We start from the raw sequence: 18175 nt of genomic DNA, 5'->3' as shown, positions 1-18175 counted from the left end.
CCGCTCGATGTTCCGCGCTCAGCGCCGGATCGGGTAAATCTGCTCCTCACCCTCGGAGACGAGCTTGCCGAGAATGTCGCGCAGCGAAGCGCGCTCATCGTCGGTGAGTCGTCCGAAGAAGTCGTCGGCGTCCTTCGTCCGGGCGGCAGTCAAGGTTGCGAGAGTCCGCTTGCCCAGCGCGGTCACCACCACGAGAATCGCGCGGCGGTCGGTCGGGTCGGGCCGTCGCGCGACCAGATCAGCTTCCTCGAGCGCGTCCACCACTTCCGTGGCCGACCGGGCGCTGATCCGCAACGCGTCCGCGATGGCCGACAGCCGGAGACCGTCGTGCTCGCCGGCCACGCGGAGCGCGCGGGCCTGGTGTGGCGTCAGACCCATCGGCGCGTACGCCGCCGACCAGCGCCGACGGAGCGTCCTGGCGACCTGCATCAGGAGGTCGCTCTCGTTGTCGGGCATAAACCCGCCTCTCGCTTTGTTTCCCCTACCAGATAGTGAGGTAACCTCAGCATAAACACAACCCAAGGGGGTTGCAGATGGAAGTGAAAGTCTCCGCCGGCGGCGGCCGCGCCCGCCGACCCGACCCGGCCGATCGCGCACAACTGCGCGAGTCCCCCGTGTCCCTGCGCCGGATCGCCGCGCTCTTCGCGCCGTACCGGCTTCAGCTCACCCTGCTGACCGTCCTGATCGTGGCGGGTTCGACGATCGGCCTCGCCTCGCCGTTCCTGCTGCGACTGGTGATCGATGACGCGCTCCCCCAGCAGAACGTCCCACTCCTGCTCTGGGCCGTGGGCGGCATGCTCGCCGTCACCGTGCTCACCGCCGTGCTCGGCGTAGGCCAGACACTCATCTCCACCACGGTCGGGCAGCAGGTGATGCATGTCCTGCGTGCCGACGTGTTCCGCCACCTACAGCGGCAGTCGCTGGCGTTCTTCACCCGCACCCGTAGCGGTGAGGTCCAGTCGCGCCTGATCAACGATGTCGGCGGCATGCAATCCGTGGTCACCAGCACCGCGACCGCCATCGCGAGCAATGTCACCACCGTGGTCGGCACCGCCGTCGCGATGGCCGTGCTGTCGTGGCGGTTGTCGCTGCTGTCGCTGGTGGTGCTGCCGCCGGCAATCTGGCTGACCCGGCGCGTAGCGCTGCTGCGACGCGACATCACCGCCCAGCGCCAACGTCACCTCGCCGATCTACACGGCCAGGTCGAGGAAGGACTCTCGGTGAGCGGCGTCCAGCTGGGCAAGACCCTCGGCACCGGTCCTCTCGCGTCCGCGCAGTTCGAGCAGACCTCGCATGACCTGGTCGGCCTCGAAGTGCGCTCACAGCTCGCGGGCCGCTGGCGGATGGCCACTATGAGCATCCTCTTCGCGGCCATCCCGGCGCTGCTCTACCTCGCCGCCGGTCTTCCGGCGACCAGCAGCGGCATGACGATCGGCACCCTGGTCGCCTTCACCACGTTGCAGGCAGGGTTGTTCAGGCCGCTGATGGCTCTGCTCAATGTGGGTGTCGAAGTCACCAGCTCGATGGCCTTGTTCAGCCGGATCTTCGGCTACCTGGACCTTCCGGTCGAGATCGATGAACCCACCCAGCCGGTCGACCTCGACCCACGCGATGTCGTGGGCGAAGTCCGGTTCGAGCATGTCAGCTTCCGCTACGACGCCGCGGGCCCCGATGTGCTCGATGACGTCTCGCTCGTCGTACCTCCCGGGTCGACGCTCGCTCTGGTCGGCGAGACCGGTTCCGGCAAGACCACCCTCGCCTCGCTCGTCGCGCGACTGCACGACGCGACCGGTGGCCGGGTGACCATCGACGGCGTCGACGTCCGTGACCTGGAGCTCGGCACCCTCGCTCGCATCGTCGGCGTGGTGTCGCAGGAGTCGTACCTGCTGCACACGACCATTCGTGAGAACCTTCGCTATGCCAAGCCCGGTGCGACCGATGCGGAGATCGAGCGCGCGGCCCGTGCCGCCCAGATCCACGAGCTGATCGCCTCACTGCCCCAGGGCTACGACACTGTGGTCGGGTCGCGCGGTCATCGGTTCTCCGGCGGTGAGAAGCAGCGGATCGCGCTGGCGCGCACCCTGTTGCGCGACCCGCGTGTGCTGGTACTCGACGAGGCGACGAGCGCCCTCGACAACGAGACCGAGCGTGCGGTGCAGGCAGCCATCGACGTGGTCGCCCAGGGCCGCACGGTCATCACGATCGCGCACCGGCTGAGCACCATCCGCGATGCCGACCAGATCGCGGTCCTGCACCATGGCCGGGTCGCCGAGCGTGGAAACCATCGGTCCCTGGTCGACGACGGAGGACGCTATGCCCGGCTCAACGGCGCCGCCGACGTGGTGGCGGCCTGATCGGTGCTGTGCCGTGGAATCTCGAATCAGCCTCCGCCCGATCGGGACCGTGGCCGCGATCGGGCGGTGACATGAGAAGCACTCGGCTCAGCAGTCTCGGTTCGCGGCCAGCGCCGCGAGCAGGTCCAGGTCGGCCAGAGCTTCGGCGTTCGCCCCGACCTCGCTGATCGTCGACATGGCTTCCTCGTACAGTTGCCTGGCCTGCAGCCGACTCCATTCCCGGCCGCCCGCGGCTTCGACCAGCTCGGCGGCACGGACCAATTCGGCGTCGTCGAGCGGCTTCTCACGGAGATAGAGGTCGGCGAGGGCGCCCGCTTCCGGGGTGTTCGAGCGCAGTGCGAACACCACCGGCAACGACTTCTTGCGGCTGCGCAGGTCGGAGAACACCGATTTGCCGGTGACGCTGGGGTCGCCCCAGATGCCGAGCAGGTCGTCGGTGTGCTGGAAGGCACGGCCCAAGCGCCTGCCGAAGTCTTGCAGCCGCAACAGCTCACCGGAGTCCGCGTTTCCGAACAGGCCCCCGAGTGCGGCCGAACACCCGAACAGCGCCCCGGTCTTCTGGTCGACCATGGTGAAGCACTCCTCGAGCTCGACATCGGTGCGCCGCTCGAATCCCAGGTCCGCGCACTGCCCCTCGACGAGGTGCAGCACCGAGCGGCTCATCAGATTCGTCGCTTCGACGATCGGTGTGTCCGGCTCCGCGGCGAGCAGGGAATACGCCTGGGCCACCAGCGCGTCGCCGGCGAGGATGGCAGGCCCGATCCCGAACGCGGTCCACGCCGTCGGCCGGTGCCGTCGGGTGGTGTCTCGGTCCATCACGTCGTCGTGCAGCAACGAGAAGTTGTGCACCAGTTCGACCGCGACGGCAGCGCGCACGGCATCTCCCACGTCGCCGCCGGTCAACCGCGCGGCCGAGAGAACCAGGGCGGGGCGAATGGCCTTGCCGCCGTCGTGACGTTCCGGTCGGCCGGTCTTGTCCCACCAGCCGAAGTGGTAGCCCACGATCGTGCGGACCGTGGCAGGCATCATCTGCACGGTGGCATGCAGGGTGGCCGCGCAGGTCTCCCGACATTGATCGAGGACGTCGGCGGCCGTGCGTGAGCTGTGCGCAACAGCGGGTGTGGGCACCGGGATCGGTGTGGTCGCGACATCCGGGGTGCTCATCGATTCACCTGCACTTCGGTCAGCGCGCCGAGTGCGTCCGGAACGAGCACTGCCGCAGCATGATTGGCGCTGATGAGGTAGGAGGCGATGGCGCGGTCGTCGATGCCGGTGAAGCGGACGTTGACGCCCGGCTCGACTTCGTCGGGCAGACCGGTCTGGCGCAGGCCGATCACCCCGTCATCCGATTCACCGATCCGCATCGCCAAGATCGTGCTGGTTCCGCTCGGTGAGATCGGAATCTTGTCCGAGGGCAGCAGCGGCACGTTGCGCCACGCGTGCACCCGTCTTCCCTCGATTTCGGTGTGATCGGGGTAGACGCCCTGGGCTGTGCATTCGTGGCCGAACTGGGCGATGACGCGGGGGTGGGCGAGGAAGAACGCGGTCTTGCGACGGCGGGCCAGCAAGCGATCGAGGTCCTCGGGTGTCGGGCGGCCGGTGGCCGAACACAACCGCTGACTCGGGTCGACGTTGTGCAGCAAACCGTAGTCGTGGTGGGTCAGCAGGTCGCGTTCCTGGCGTTCCCGCAACGCCGCGATCGACAGGCGCAGCTGCTGGTCGAGCTGGTTCATCGGCTTGTTGTAGAGGTCGGTGACCCGGGTGTGTACGCGCAGCAGCAGTTGCGCGATGCTGAGCTCGAGTTCGCGTGGTTGCTGGTCGTAGTCGACGTAGGTCCCGGGCAGCGTCGGCTCACCCTGCTGGCCCGACAGCAGTCCGATCGCCGCCTGACCGTATTTGTCGGCACCGCTTCGTTCGGCGGCGACCGCGGCTCCGAGGCCGGCGACATGGGCGGCGAGGCGCGGTTCTCGGGCGCACAGGGCGTCGAACACGGCGCGCGGCAACGCCAGAACCGTGCAGGCGGTGTTCGCGGTCGCCGTGTGCTCCCAAATAGCCTGCCCGCCAAGGAGTGTGGAGGCACCGAGGTGGCTGCCGTCGTCGAGCACGTCCAGCTGTACCTGCTGACCGTAGTCGCCGGGGCCGGAGAGCACGACCCGGCCGTGGGCGAGCACATAGGCCGCGTCGATTTCGTTGCCGAACTCGCAGATCGTCTCCCCCGCCGCGAACTCCTGCTGGGTGAACAGGTGGGCGATCTCGCGCAATGTGTCGTCGTCGTCGAAATCGCGCAGCGCTCGCAATTCGCGCAGTTCGGCGGGGACCACCTGGTACCGGCCGTTGGCCAGCGTGCAGGTGACGTAGCCGTCCCCGACGGTGTAGGTCAGGCGCCGGTTGACCCGGTAGGTTCCGCCGTCGACCTCGACCCAGGGCAGCATGCGCAGCAGCCAGCGGGGCGTGATCCCCTGCATCTGCGGAACAGATTTGGTGGTGGTCGACAGTGTGCGGGCGGCGGCGACACCGAGCGCTGTCGGTGGGTTCTGGGCGGTGCTGGTCACAAGGAGGTCCTTCCCGGCGAGGTGGCATGGGTGGCGACGGATCCGACTCGGGGTCGAACCCGGGCGGCGGCGGTGCCGATGCCCGAGGGTCCCCACGTGTGGACCGGGCGGGCGGCGGTTCGCGGTTGCTGGCCGACCGGGCGGCGCAAGTTCTCGGGGCGGTAGCGGCTGGTGCCGCGATGCCAGTGCAGGATGCCCGCGATCCAATCACGCAGTTCGTCGATGTAGCTGGTCAGCGCCGCGCGAGCGGTGTCGTCGAGCCGGTGGTGTTCGAACAGGACGGGCAATTCGTCGTCGACGAGTCGCTGGAACTGCCGCATTCTGGCCCGCATCAGGTCATCGACGACGGTGGCGGCGACGTCGCGGTCGCAATCGAAGAACGACTCGACCACCAGAATCGCGTTGTGCAGCTCGGATTCGTATTCGATTTCCTTTTGGTAGGAGTAGAAGTCGTTGATCAAACAGCCGTAATCCTGTGCGGCGTGTTCGATGCCGCGCATGGTGGTGGATTCGAACACCGCATCGGGGATCAGGCCGCCGCGGGCGATCTTCGACAGGGCGATCGTCAGATCCGAGCCGAAGGTGCGGCGGCGCATCTCGAGGTAGTCGACGGGATCGGGGACGCGATGCTGGATGTGGTTGGCCAGCTCCCACAACCAGCTTTCGGTCATGGATTCCACCGCTTGCCGGAAGGTGCGCCGAGCCGTCGGCGACATCGGCCCCGCCGTGCGCGACCACAGGTCCACCAACGACCGTTCCAGCGGGTTGACCGGTGTATCAACAGGTTTCAGGTCCAGCGGCATGAACGTCGACAGTCTGGCATTGCAGGCTTTCGCGCCGGCCATCGCGGCGGCGCCCTGGGTGGGTGGGAAGACAGTAGGAAAATAGTCGTCGCCCCAGGTCCCCCAGGTGAGCCATTCGGCCGACAGCGTGAGCACGTCGACATCGGCGTCGGGGTCCAAACCGGCTGAGCACAGCGCGAAATCGAATCCGGCCGTATCCTCGCGAGTCCACAACTGCCGCCCACCGAGCTCGGGCAGCGGATCGTGGAATCCGACCCGTTGCGCCCAGTCGATACTGGCCGCGCGTGCCACGGGCAGGTGCGGTGACAGACTCAACTCGAACGGCACGTCGAAGTCCGGCAGCGGCAATTGCCCGGTGCGGCGCAACGGAGTCCGGGTGTGGCTGCGCGCGCCGCCCGGCCCGGCAAGACCTTTCCAGAACCCGGGTCTGGCCAGTTCGGTGCCGATTCCCGCGGGACCGAACGACATCGGTCCCGTCGCCGCGGAGCCGTTCATGTACCGATTGGACCGCAGGTGCCATTCGTGGCCACCGGACTGCCAGTCCTGCAGACCGTGCGCGTACGACAGCGCCGCCGCGCACTGCACCGCGTCCAGCCCGTGCTCGTCGAACAGCAGCGGCAGCTCGGTGAGCACGGTGTTCTCGAACTGGTGGATCCGCGAGGTGAGCTGGTCGTTGACGATGTCGGCGGCCTGCTGTGGCGAACAGTCGAAGAACCGCTCTACCACCAGGACTCCGTTGTTCACCTCGCCTTCTTCCTCGGTCTCGCGCTGATACGAGAAGATGTCGTTGCGTAAGTGCACGGCATCGGAGAACGTGTCCTTGAGCACGCGCATCGGCCGGGTGCCGACGATGGCTTCGGGAATTTCGACGCCGCGGGCGTACTCCACCAGATCGGCCGACCACGGTGCGCCGCCGACCCTGCGACGCATCTCGATGTAGTCGATGGGATTGGGAATCCGGGCGGTATTGATATTGCCGATCTCCCAGACACAGTCCAGCAGCAGGTTCCGGGTGCTTTCGCGGAACCGTTCGCGCCAGCATTCCGACATCGACGACACCGTCCGGGTCCAGAGGTCGGCGAGACCGCGTTCGTCGGGGTTGGTCGGCTCGGGCATCGCGGCACCGTCGGGCGGCATGAACGTGGCCAGACGGTCGAGATACCGTCGTGCACCGTCCATGTCACCGGTGCGTTTGAACGCGTCGAGGAAGTGGTCGTCGAAATAGAAGACCCAGGTGTACCAGTCGGTGACGGTGTCGAGCACCGGTGCGCCGGCTTCTGGATGCGTGTAGGCGCACAGACCGGCGTAGTCCATGCCGTCGAAACTCGGCTCGTCCCACACCACATCGCCACCGACGGTGTCGCCGAGCATTCCCATCTCGTAGGCCCACTGTTTGGTATGTGCCCGTGCTTGTTCCACGTGCGCGTTCAGCCGCGCGGGATGAGCGACGTAGAACTCGGGCAGCTCGAAGGGCTGCACGATGTCAGCCCTCGGCGCCGAGCTGCACGTTCTCGAGGATCGCGAGGGCATCGGGCACCAGCACCGCACCCGAGTAGTAGGTGCTGACCAGGTAGGAGATGATCGCTTTGTCGTCGATGCCCATGAAGCGCACGTTCAGTCCGGGCTCGTACTCGTCGGGAATTCCGGTCTGGCGCAAGCCGATCACGCCCTGTGACGATTCACCGGTGCGCATCAGCATGATCGAGGTGGTGCGGCCGGCCGAGGTGCCGATCTTGTTGCACGGCAGGATCGGTACCCCGCGCCACGAGGGCACCCGATGTCCGTTCAGCTCGGTGCTCGTCGGATAGATGCCGCGGCGGCTGCATTCGGCGCCGAAGGCGGCGATGGCCTTCGGATTGGCCAGGAAGAACGCGGGTTCCTTCCAGACCAGGGCGAGCAATTCGTCCATGTCGTCCGGTGTCGGAGCTCCGGTGCGAGTACTGATCCGCTGCTGCGGTGCGGCATTGTGCAGCAGTCCGAAGTCTCGGTTGTTGACCATCTCGTCTTCCTGCCGCTCGCGCAGGGCTTCGATGGTCAGCCGCAGCTGCTGTTCGATCTGGTCCATCGGCTTGTTGTAGAGGTCGGCGACGCGGCTGTGGACCCGCAGCACGGTCTGGGCGATGCTCAACTCGTATTCACGCGGGGACAGGTCGTAGTCGACGAAGGTGCCCTGCAACTGCGGTTCGCCCTCGTGACCGGAGGCGAGCTCGATCGAACTCTCGCCGTAGGGGTTGGCCCGCTCGTCGGTGACGGCGCCGTCGAGCTGGGCCGCCCGAACGTGTTCGCGCAATCCTTCGATCCGTGCGCTGACCTCGGCCAGCGCACGGTCGGTGAGGACCAGGCAGGTACACGCCGTCACCGCTTTGACGGTGAAGTCCCATGGCTGCGCGTCGGCGCCGAGGATTCGTTCACCGATGAACCGGCCGTCGGTCATGATCTCGAGGACGGTCGACTCCCCGTAGGCACCGGTGCCGAGCTTGTCGGCCTTGCCGTGGGCGAGGACCACCAGCTCTTCGGCCGGTCGGCCTGCTTCGGCGATGATGTCGCCGGGCGCGTACTGGCGTTCGACAAAGGAGTCCGCCACCGTCTGCAGGGCGGCATCGTCGGTGTAGTCACGCAGATAGCGCAGTTCACGCAGGTCGGGTGCGAGGACCCGCGCCTGGCCCGCGGTGTCGTAGCAGGTGATCAAACCGTCGCCGACGGTGTAGGTGAGGCGGCGGTTGACGCGGTACACACCACCGTCGGCCTGCACCCAGGGCAGCAGTTTCAGCAGCCACCGCGAGGTGATGCCTTGCATCTGCGGCACGGATTTGGTGGTGGTTGCGAGGTTGCGCGCGGCGACGGTGCTGAGGCTCAGCTGGGCGGCGGCGATGGTTCCAGAGAATGGTTCAGCCAGTTCAGTCATGAGTTCTTCCTGCTTCGAGAGACATGGGAGAAACGAGATGACACACCACGGGGAGTGAACGAATCAGTTATCCACCGGCTATCGATTGTGGCAGAAGCGACTGTAGCGGATCGTGCGCGATCTACGGAGCAAAATGGCTCGAAACCTGTTGTGCGAGAAGTGCTTTCGTAGCTCTTCACGATTCTCGCGCGTGCCCGTAGCCAGGTTGGATCAGCCCTCGTTGCATTGCCATGAGGACGCTGCATGTCTACTTCAGTGACTCATGAGCGCCTCATCGCCGCCCTCCCCGCACCCGCGCTTCCGATGACCAGCAGCAGGGCGGTGAGCGCCCAGCGTCGCTGTTCGACCGCCACCGGCTGGGCAACCACCGCCTCCGGCTCCTTCTCGGGCGGCGAGACAAACCTCACCGGCCTGGGGACCGGGACGGGTGGACTCGGTGGCGGTTCCACGGGTGATGGAATCGGGGCCGGCGGGGGGCTGACCGACACGCTCGGCGGTGGCGGAGGAGGTTCCGGTGGAGGTGACGGTTCAGGGACAGGCGGCACAGTCGGCTGCGGGGCCGGGACCGAGGGAGGTGGCGGTGGTACAGGCAGCGGCTTCGGCGGCGCGGGAGCAGGTAACGGGAACGGCGGAGGTGCCGGAGCAGGCAACGGGAGCGGACGCGGGGCCTGCGGAACCGGCGCTTCCCGTCCATCGAACGGGCGGGCCGGAGCGGGCAATTCCAGACCACCGCGAGGCGGTACCGGCACCTGAACAGTCGGCCGCCCGAACGAAGGAACAGCCGGCTTCTCGAACGGCCTTCTCGGCGTGGTCGTCTCCGGTAGATCGGGCCGGTCGCCCTGACCGGGGAGCCGGGGTTCCACGAACGGCCGCCGGGTGACCTCCGGTTCCTCGTACCGCGGCACCGACCGAGGAAGCTGGCCGGTCGTCGCGAGAGGCGGCGGTACGCGTAGCGTCTCCGCGGGTTCCGGTGGGGCGGTGGTCAACGTCCCGATTCGCGGCGTGTTTCGCGGTACGACGACGCTCGGTGGCTCGATAGACGGTGATACCGGACCTGGAACCGCACCGACCGATCCGGGCGCGAACAGGCCCACCCCCGCCAGTGCGGCAGCCCAGATCCCTCTCCGCACAGTCTTTTTCACCTCAGTTGCACCAGCACGGCGTCGAAGGCCGTCGGTGCGACAGCCGCCGCTCGGCCATAGGGGTTCTGTAGCTCGAAGATGGTGAAGATCATGAACGTCACCACCGCCGCGAAGCTGGCCACCACCACGACGTGAATGCGCGCGCTGGTGCCCGAGAACAGCAGTGACAAACCCACCGACAGAATCGCGCCGAGTGCCAGCGCCAGCCACATCATCGGCGACAGCGCGCTGCCCGCGGCCTCGATCCTGGCTTGCCTTGCCTCGTAGACCTCCCACAGCCGATCGGCTGCCGCGATCTGACGCGAACGTTGCCATTCGTCGGTGGCGGGACTGGCCGCAATACTGGTACGCACCGCCGACAACTGGTTCCACGCCCTGTCATCGACACTCCCACCGGAGCTCATGGCTGGCCATTCGACCTCGATCACCTGGCCGGTATAGGAGTGAACAGCCCTGGTGACGGTGCTGCGGGCCGGCTCGGACAACGCGTCGCCCGCCCACTGCAAGGCGAGCAGCCGGTCTGCCTCGTCCGATGCCGCCTTCGCCGCACCGGCGTTGGTGTCGAGCACGCCGATGAGCAGGAACGACGCGAGCACCACCTGTAGTCCGCCGACGAGCGTGAACACCTGCCCCACCGACTCGTTGGTGGCCTCTCCGTCGCGCCCCTTGCCGCGCCTGCGCAGCAGGTAGGCGGCGGTTCCGGCCAGTCCTGCGGCGACGATCACCCACAGCAGTGCTTCCCACAGCATGTCTCAGTAGTCCTTTGTCGTCGAGGTGAGCGAGGAATGCGCGCGAGCAGGGAGGACACGATGAGGAATCCTGCGACCGGTGAACGCGGAATAGCAAGGGAGCCAACGGTGTCGAGGTTAGGCCGCAGGCAGGAGTGCCGCAATAACCAGGCAAACCATCGACGAGCGCCCCCGATGGCTACCGGATGACCGAAATCGGCAGGCGGGAACCGCCTTCGAGGCAGTCGAGAGCACGGCCCGCGCAACCCGTCCTGGCACGACATCCCGGCGAACCTGGCACGGAATGCGAGTGTCGCCCACGAGGTGACACCGAGATCCGATAGACCGTACTATGTCAGCGAATTACGCTGTTATCCTTGGTTTTTCGAGAGCAACTCCCATTGTCGACAGGTGCAGGCAACCGGTGACGGATCCGCGTCCTACCCGTTTCCGGCGACCGCGCACCCCCAGCGCGGAGGTGGAATATGCACAGCGAGGCGGACGCGCACAGGATCGAGACCGGAGGGCGAACCGAGCACGGCGAGCAGCACTCCGACCGAACGGAGGCCTTTCCGAGGGTCCCAGTGCCAGAGAAGTCCGTTTTGTTCGAATTGGGGCAATCGGCGAGCGAATTGATTCGACCGGCAACTGTGTGCCCCTTGGAGCGACCGGGCCCCGCCGCCGACCAGGGTGTGGCCCTCCGCGGGACGCCCGATTTGCAGCGGGTGGCGTTCGGCTGCCGCCTGCGCGCCCGGGAGGATTTCGCTGCCACGCTGTGGACCTCGAGCACCGGGTCGGTGCTGGTCGCCCGGCTGCGATCCTCGGACATCACCGCCGAGCGCGGCGCCGGCGTCGGCGACGACCACTACAGCCAATACCTGCAACTGGGTTTGGTGCTGGCCGGGCGGGCCACGCTCGAGCAACGAGGCCACCGATCGACCGCGGTGGCCGGTGAGGCTTTCGCGGTGTGCCTCGACAGCCCGTTCCGGTCGACCCTCGCGCGCTGCGAGGCTCCGGCCACCGATGTGCTGTACCTCTACCTACCGGTCGATTCGCTGACCGCGTGGGGACTGGACGCGGCCGCGGCAGGCGGCTGGTCCTGGGCGCTGTCGCGCGCGGCGGTGTCTGCCTTGATGTTCGGCCGTGATATCGCCTGTGGCGCAACAAGTCCCGACCATCTGCGAATTGTGGCTCGCATCGACGAGATCTTGTTCCGGGCGGCGATAGTCGCGCTGCTCGAACGCGATCTCACGGATGCGACGAGGGAGCTGACAACCGAGGATGTGCTGCGTCGCCGCGCGGCCGACTTCATCGACCGGAATTTCGCGGACCCGGCGGTGAATCCCGATGCGGTCGCGGTCCGGCTGCACGTGAGCAGGCGGACCCTGTTCCGGGCGTTCGAACTCCAGGGCCTGTCCGTGGGGCGGCTCATCCGCACCCGCAGGCTGGCTGCCGCGGCGAGCGCGCTCAGCGATGACACCCGTGGCCTGCGCGACATTGCCGACAGCTGCGGTTTCCGCACGGTCGATCAACTCTCCCGAGCATTCCGCGCCAAGTACGGGGTCACCCCGGCCGCCTACCGCGCCGCACGGCGCAAGGACGCCATGGCCGGATAGTGACTCCGGTAGCTCCACGTCCGACGACGGCCGTGGCACCTGAAGTATTGGAAGACAACCGATCTCGACCGAGGTGATCAAGAGCTCGGCGGCGGCACATCGGCGCCGAGCACCTCCCGGCCGATCTCACCGGCCAGCACCTCGGTCGAGTACGCCATGAGCTGCCCCGCCTCGGCGTCGCGCAGGTGCCGCTGAATCGGCGACTGACGCAGATACCCCGATGCTCCACCCACGCGCACACCCAACTGGGCGACGTCCACTGCCACCTTGTTCGCGAGATACTTCGCCCGCGACAGGGTGGAGAAGAAGGCGGGGCTCGCGCCGTCGGCCTCGCGCAGACCCTGGTCGTAGAGGGCGTGGGCGGCGGCGAGGCGTACCTGTACGTCGGCGACCTCGTGCTGCACCCACTGTTGCTCGGCCAGCGGATTGCCCAGGATCATCCGCGACCGGGCGTGCGCGACCAACGCGGCGAGCGCCGCGTCGGCGATGCCGAGGGAGATGGCGGGCAACCCGGCCGGGATCACCGCGAAATCACCCGGTCCCGGTGCACGACCACGGTATTCGGCGCGCAACACGGTGTTGTCGAAGGCCAGCAGTTGACTGCGGGTCGCGCGCAAACCGAGGGTGTCCCAGATCGGGATGATCGATACGGACTCGTCCGGTACCACCCCGAAGAACGTCGGTGCCCCCGAAACCAGCGCGTTCACGAGCAGGTAGTCCGCGATCTCACTACCGGAGACGAACCGTTTCGCGCCGGTGAGCGACCAGCCGCCCACCACAGGTTCGGCCACCTGCTGTGGTTGCAGAAACCGGTTCCCGCTGCCCGGCTCGGACAACGCGTTGGCGAACCGTTTACCCGCGAGGAACTCCTCGGCGAAGAACGACCCCGCCGAATCCCCGGTCAACTCGGCCAGTGCGACGCCCGCACCAGCGTGCATCACCCAGATCGTCGCGATGGACGGATCGGCCTTCGCCAGAATCCGCACCACTGTCCCGAACGACTGATAGCTCGATCCGAGCCCACCCAGCCGCCGAGGCAGCACCGCCCGATCAACCCCGGCATCGTGCAGTGCGGTCAGCTCGGCGACCGGAATCTCGGCCCGCTCGTCATAGCCGGCCGCGTCGGCGGCAAACCCCACCGCCAGTTCGGCCACCCGATCCAGGATCTCCTGTTCGCCCACCCCTCGCGACGACCCGACCTGCGCGCTGCTCACGAATTACCCTCCGCTCACAAGGAATTCGATCGCCGCGATACCTGCGGAGACCATCCGACCAGAATACGCAGCGCGCCGGGCTGGAAGAAGCCGCCGAAGGCATGTCCACGACCGTCCTCAACACCTCCGGTCGGCGCGAAGTGCCACGACGATGGGATTCTTGTCCAGTGTCAGATCAGAACGTGTCGGTGGACCGGAGTCCCATGGGAAAATGGGCACAACAATCGACGATCCGATAGCTCAGCTGCTCGGGCAAACGGCGATGGTCGCTGTCATGCTGTCTCTCTGATCGGATGGATTCCCTCCGACCTCCCCATGATCAGCGATCGCGCAGTAATCACTGACGCCCTCGGCGTTCGCAAGGCGGTGCGGCTCGCCTCGACCGGTCGACCGGTCGAGGCGAGCCTTCCCCGTGCACCCACGCGCCGCCGCCACGTCGCGGGGGCAGGATCCATCCTAGGCGCTGTAGCCTCTCGCACAGCGATGCCGCGCCCATTCCCGATCGCTCCGGGGATCGAATCCCCTGCGCACCTCAATGGCAAGCGACACAAGCCCTTTGCCTACATTCCGCACAACCGGGACCGCGATCTCGACAAAAGTCACGGTCCATCAGTCGGGATCCGCGGCCGGGCGGTAGGCGCGGACGACGAGGTGGGCGGCCTCGGTGCAGATCGTTGCGGCGTCGTCGGCACGCAGTGGGATCGTGCCGTACATCGAGGCGTGCAGACCCTGTTGGACGAGCAGTGAGACGAACTGCCGGGCGGCGGTCGACGAATCGTCGACATCGAGCTCACCTCGTTCACTGCGGCGACGCAGCAGGTCGGCGATCTGCGTGACGAGCTGTTTCGGTTCGCCGTCCGCGCAGGCAGGGCGCAGGGACGGGATGCGGGCGACCTCGCTGATGACCAGGCGGCGCAGCGCGGAGGCGCGCTCGTCGAGCAGGACGCGCAGGACGAGGTGGCCGATCTCGACGAGAGCGGTGATGGCATCGAGATCGTCGGCCTGATCCGCGCCGGTGATGTCTGTGCCGAAGTTCGCGGCGACACGGCTGCGTTCGTCGTCCACAGCGGCCAGGAACAGGGTCTGTTTGTCACCGAAGTGGTTGTAGGCGGTTTGCTTCGCCACGCCGGCCCGTTCGGCGATCACGTCGAGGGTCGCCCGCTCGTAGCCGTCTCGCAGGAACGTATCGATCGCGGCATCGAGGATGGCTCGACGTTTACCCGGGTCGCCGCCGGGTGGGCGGCCACCGGATCCACTCGAGCGTATGGCCGATGTCGACATGTCCGTCTGCGCCTTTCGTGGTGAGTGACCCGCGTCACCAACAGTACGGGTGGACGAGTCAGTCTATCTACTATTTACTTGACTGGACCGACTAGTCTAATCAACTCACCCTGGAGGGTTTCATGGCGGCGACGGTATCGACCGAGCAGCTGGCACTGGACGCGGAAGCGCAGGACTTGTTGTTCCGCACCGCCCGCACGGCCAACACCTTCACCGACGAGCCGGTGACCGACGAACAGTTCCGCGCCATCTACGAACTCGTGAAATTCGGGCCGACCTCCATGAACCAGCAACCCCTTCGCGGCGTCCTCGTGCGCTCCTACCAGGCGAGGTCGCGCTTGGTCGAGGCCATGACAGATCGCAACAAGGACAAGACCGCGCAGGCGCCACTGGCAGTCGTGCTCGGGGCCGACCTCGATTTCCACGACGAGCTGCCCAAACTGGTTCCCTTCATGGAGAACCCGCAGAACGTCTTCGCCGACCCGGCGGTGCGCGAGAAGTCGGCCACGTTCAACGCGGCGTTGCAGCTGGCGTACCTGATCATCGGAATCCGGGCCGCGGGTCTCGCGGCAGGCCCGATGGTCGGATTCGACGCCGACGCCATCGCCCGGGAGTTCTTCCCCGACGGCAGGCACGCACCGCTGTGCGTCATCAACATCGGCAAGCCAGGCCCGGACGCCTGGATGGGCCGCCTTCCCCGGCTCGAGTACGACGAGGTCTTCGGCACTGCCTGAACATCGCGGTTCGCCGCACGTCTGATCAGTGGTTAGGTGAAAATGACTGCTACATCGATTCTTTCGACGGTGCCTGTACCGCATGCGGTACGCGACGCCGAGTCGGTACCACAAATTCTCCTGCACGCCGCGCGCCATCATCCGACCAGCGGCACGACCTATTTGCAACGCACCGCCGACGCACCCGCGGTTCGGGTCCATCGTTCCCATCCACAACTGCTCGACGACGCCTTGCGGCTGACCGGCGCGCTGCGCGACCAAGGGCTGCGACCACAGTCGAAAGTCGTTCTCCTGCTCGATGATCACGAAGACTTCGTCACCGTGCTGTGGGCTTGTTTCCTCGGCGGGTTCGTCCCGTGTCCCATGGTCGCCCAGCCCGCCGACCCGACGCGCTGGGCGAGCGCACTGCGCCATGTCGGCGAACTGCTCGAAGGCCCACTGGTGGTGACATCGCTCGCGATGCGCGACACCATGCCCGCCGTGTCAGGACTGGCGCCGGTGACGGTGGAATCCCTGCGGACGGGCGAACACCCACCGTTCGTGCACCACGCGAGCAGCGACGACCTCGCGCTGCTGGTCCTCACCTCCGGATCCACCGGAAACGCCAAAGCGGTGTCACTCACCCATGGCAACCTGCTCAGCTCCATGGCCGGCAAGTCGGCGGTGCAGCACCTCACCCCGGCCGATACCACCTTCAACTGGATCTCGTTCGACCACGTCGCGGCGCTGCTGGAAACACATCTGCTTCCGCTGTATTCCGGAGCGCAGCAGATCCATGCTCCGAGCGAGATCGTCGCCGACGACCCGATGCAGTTCCTGCGGATCATCTCCCGCCACCGGGTGACCATGACATTCACACCGAATTTCCTACTGGGCCAGTTGAATGCGCTGTTCGAACCAGAAAGCGACAGCGACCTGCTCGATCTGACCTGCCTGCGCCACATCGTGAGCGGTGGCGAAGCCAATGTGGTCGCGACGGGACAGACGTTCTTGCAGACCTTCGCCGCCTGCGGACTGCACGACGCCGCGTTGTGGCCCGCGTTCGGGATGACCGAGACCTGCGCGGGCAGCATCTACAATCGCGATTTCCCCAGTGCCGACACCGGGCAGGAGTTCGCCGCTGTCGGACATCCGGTGCCCCGATTGCAGCTGCGGGTCGCCGACGACGAAGACCTGTCACTACCCGACGGTGCGACCGGCGAGGTGCAACTGCTCGGCCCGATGGTCACTCACGGCTACTTCAACAACGCGGACGCCACCCGCGAGGCTTTCACCGCCGACGGCTGGTTCCGCACGGGCGATCTCGGGCGGCTGGCCGACGGCAGGCTCACGCTCGTCGGGCGCAGCAAGGACAGCGTCATCGTCAACGGCGTCAACTATTTCAGCCACGAGATCGAAACGGCGATCGAGGAACTCGACGGCATCTCCCCCGGCTATGTCGCCGCGTTCCCGACGCGGCGCCCCGGCAGCGACACCGAACAGCTCGTGATCGCCATCCACGCCGAGACCGGGGCCGACGAAGCCGGTCTGCATCGCCTGCTGACCGCGGTGCGTTCCACGGTCGTGTTGCTGTGCGGGTTCCGGCCCGGATTCATCCTGCCGCTGGACAAGGCGGACTTTCCCAAGACGAGTCTGGGTAAGACCTTGCGGCCACGCATGCGGCAACGGCTCGAATCGGGTGGCTACGACCAGGTCATCGCCGACACCGCGGCTGTCACAACCCGTCAGCTCGGCGGATATTCGGCACCGGAGGGCAACACCGAGTCGATCCTGACCGGTGTCTACGCGGAGCTGTTCGATCTTCCGGTCACCGAAATCAGCGTCACGGCAAGCTTTTTCGATCTGGGTGGCACCTCGCTCGACATCCTTCGATTGCAGCAGCAGATCGCGCGACGCTTCGAGGTGGCGACCCTGCCGATCATCGCCATCCTGACCGCCCCGTCGGTGCGGGAGCTGGCCGCCATCGTCGACGGCGGCGGTGACGGACCGCGCCGATACGATCCGATCGTGGCGTTGCAGACCAGTGGCGACAAAACGCCGCTGTTCTGTGTCCACCCCGGCGTCGGCGAAGTCCTGGTCTTCGTCAACCTGGCGAAGTACTTCGTCGGCGATCGGCCGTTCTACGCGCTGCGCGCCCGCGGATTCAACAGCGGTGAGGAGCCGTTCCACACCTTCGACGAGATGGTCGATGTCTATCTCGATGCCATCCGCCGACGGCAACCGCACGGACCGTATGCCCTCGCCGGTTACTCCTTCGGTGCCGCGGTGGCTTTCGAGATCGCCAAGCGACTCGAGGCCGAGGGTGAGCGGGTCGATTTCCTCGGCAGCTTCAACCTGCCACCGCATATCAAGTACCGGATGGACGAGCTGGACTTCACCGAGACCGCGGCGAATCTGGCGATGTTCCTCGACCTGATCAGCAAGCGGCAGGCCGCCGAATTGCCCGCCGAGCTGCGCGCACTGCCCAAGAGCCGGCAGCTCGCACGCCTGATCGAGCTCGCCCCACCCGAACGGATCGCCGAACTCGATCTGGACCTGACGAAGTTCACGGCATGGGCCGAGCTCGCCGACGGTCTCACCGGCCTGGGCCGCACGTATTCGCCCGGTGGTGCCGTGCGCTCGATGAGCGTGTTCTGCGCGGTTCCCCTGCGCGGCACCAAACAAGACTGGATCGACAACGAACTCAGCCGGTGGGACGAGTTCACCACTGAACCCAACCGCTACATCGACGTCCCCGGCGAGCACTACACGCTGATGGGGCCACGGCACGTCACCGCGTTCCAGTCCGTTCTGCGCAAGGAACTCGACCGGGCACTCGCCGACGCCGACCGATAGGGAGAAACACG

At 66.7% G+C, this 18175-nt stretch carries 12 protein-coding genes; 4 read left to right on the top strand and 8 right to left on the bottom strand.

Features of this window, described 5'->3' with window-relative positions:
- Positions 1–18 precede the first annotated feature (18 nt).
- Positions 19–456 carry a MarR family winged helix-turn-helix transcriptional regulator gene (locus tag ACWDXS_RS01000; RefSeq protein WP_449960684.1) on the bottom strand — a complete coding sequence of 146 codons (438 nt, stop codon included), beginning with the start codon at positions 454–456 and terminating at the stop codon, positions 19–21.
- Between the two features lie 77 nt (positions 457–533).
- Here ACWDXS_RS01000 and ACWDXS_RS00995 point away from each other — a divergent pair, with 77 nt between their 5' ends.
- Complete coding sequence (locus ACWDXS_RS00995) at positions 534–2354, top strand: ABC transporter ATP-binding protein (protein WP_378989644.1); 1821 nt, start codon at positions 534–536, stop codon at positions 2352–2354.
- Positions 2355–2441: 87 nt separating this feature from the next.
- Here the strand turns inward: ACWDXS_RS00995 and ACWDXS_RS00990 are convergent, their stop codons facing one another.
- The 5 genes from ACWDXS_RS00990 to ACWDXS_RS00970 form a co-directional block, all read right to left on the bottom strand.
- Positions 2442–3518 (bottom strand): family 2 encapsulin nanocompartment cargo protein polyprenyl transferase, encoded by a 1077-nt coding sequence (locus ACWDXS_RS00990; RefSeq protein ID WP_449960681.1) that lies wholly within the window; start codon positions 3516–3518, stop codon positions 2442–2444.
- Positions 3515–4906, bottom strand: coding sequence for a family 2B encapsulin nanocompartment shell protein (locus ACWDXS_RS00985; protein WP_387446832.1), 1392 nt, complete (start codon positions 4904–4906; stop codon positions 3515–3517). Before ACWDXS_RS00985 ends, ACWDXS_RS00990 begins: the two co-directional genes overlap by 4 nt.
- The gene (locus ACWDXS_RS00980; RefSeq protein ID WP_449960678.1) at positions 4903–7188 is read right to left on the bottom strand and encodes a terpene synthase family protein; all 2286 of its coding nucleotides are present in this window, start codon (positions 7186–7188) and stop codon (positions 4903–4905) included. The genes ACWDXS_RS00985 and ACWDXS_RS00980 overlap by 4 nt, the downstream gene beginning before the upstream one ends.
- 4 nt (positions 7189–7192) lie before the next feature.
- Positions 7193–8614 (bottom strand): family 2B encapsulin nanocompartment shell protein, encoded by a 1422-nt coding sequence (locus tag ACWDXS_RS00975; RefSeq protein ID WP_387446828.1) that lies wholly within the window; start codon positions 8612–8614, stop codon positions 7193–7195.
- Positions 8615–9752: 1138 nt separating this feature from the next.
- Positions 9753–10505 (bottom strand): bestrophin-like domain, encoded by a 753-nt coding sequence (locus ACWDXS_RS00970; protein ID WP_449960674.1) that lies wholly within the window; start codon positions 10503–10505, stop codon positions 9753–9755.
- 638 nt (positions 10506–11143) lie between these two features.
- Between ACWDXS_RS00970 and ACWDXS_RS00965 the strand changes: the two genes are divergently transcribed.
- Positions 11144–12100: a helix-turn-helix domain-containing protein gene (locus tag ACWDXS_RS00965; RefSeq protein WP_449960672.1), complete on the top strand. Its 957-nt coding sequence runs from the start codon at positions 11144–11146 to the stop codon at positions 12098–12100.
- A 77-nt stretch (positions 12101–12177) separates the two neighbouring features.
- Here ACWDXS_RS00965 and ACWDXS_RS00960 read toward each other — a convergent pair whose 3' ends face one another.
- Positions 12178–13314, bottom strand: coding sequence for an acyl-CoA dehydrogenase family protein (locus ACWDXS_RS00960; RefSeq protein WP_449960669.1), 1137 nt, complete (start codon positions 13312–13314; stop codon positions 12178–12180).
- 609 nt (positions 13315–13923) lie between these two features.
- Entirely contained in the window at positions 13924–14595 is a 672-nt protein-coding gene (locus tag ACWDXS_RS00955; RefSeq protein ID WP_449960666.1) for a TetR/AcrR family transcriptional regulator, read from the bottom strand.
- Positions 14596–14717: 122 nt separating this feature from the next.
- On the opposite strand from ACWDXS_RS00955, the gene ACWDXS_RS00950 reads away from it, so the two are divergent.
- The gene (locus tag ACWDXS_RS00950) at positions 14718–15329 is read left to right on the top strand and encodes a malonic semialdehyde reductase (protein WP_378989633.1); all 612 of its coding nucleotides are present in this window, start codon (positions 14718–14720) and stop codon (positions 15327–15329) included.
- A 69-nt stretch (positions 15330–15398) separates the two neighbouring features.
- Positions 15399–18164 (top strand): AMP-binding protein, encoded by a 2766-nt coding sequence (locus ACWDXS_RS00945; RefSeq protein WP_449960663.1) that lies wholly within the window; start codon positions 15399–15401, stop codon positions 18162–18164.
- Positions 18165–18175 lie beyond the last annotated feature (11 nt).

The organism is Nocardia sp. NPDC003183 (genome assembly GCF_053590715.1).
Note: the sequence above shows the minus strand (reverse complement) of the source record. Positions and strands in the feature narration are given on the sequence as shown.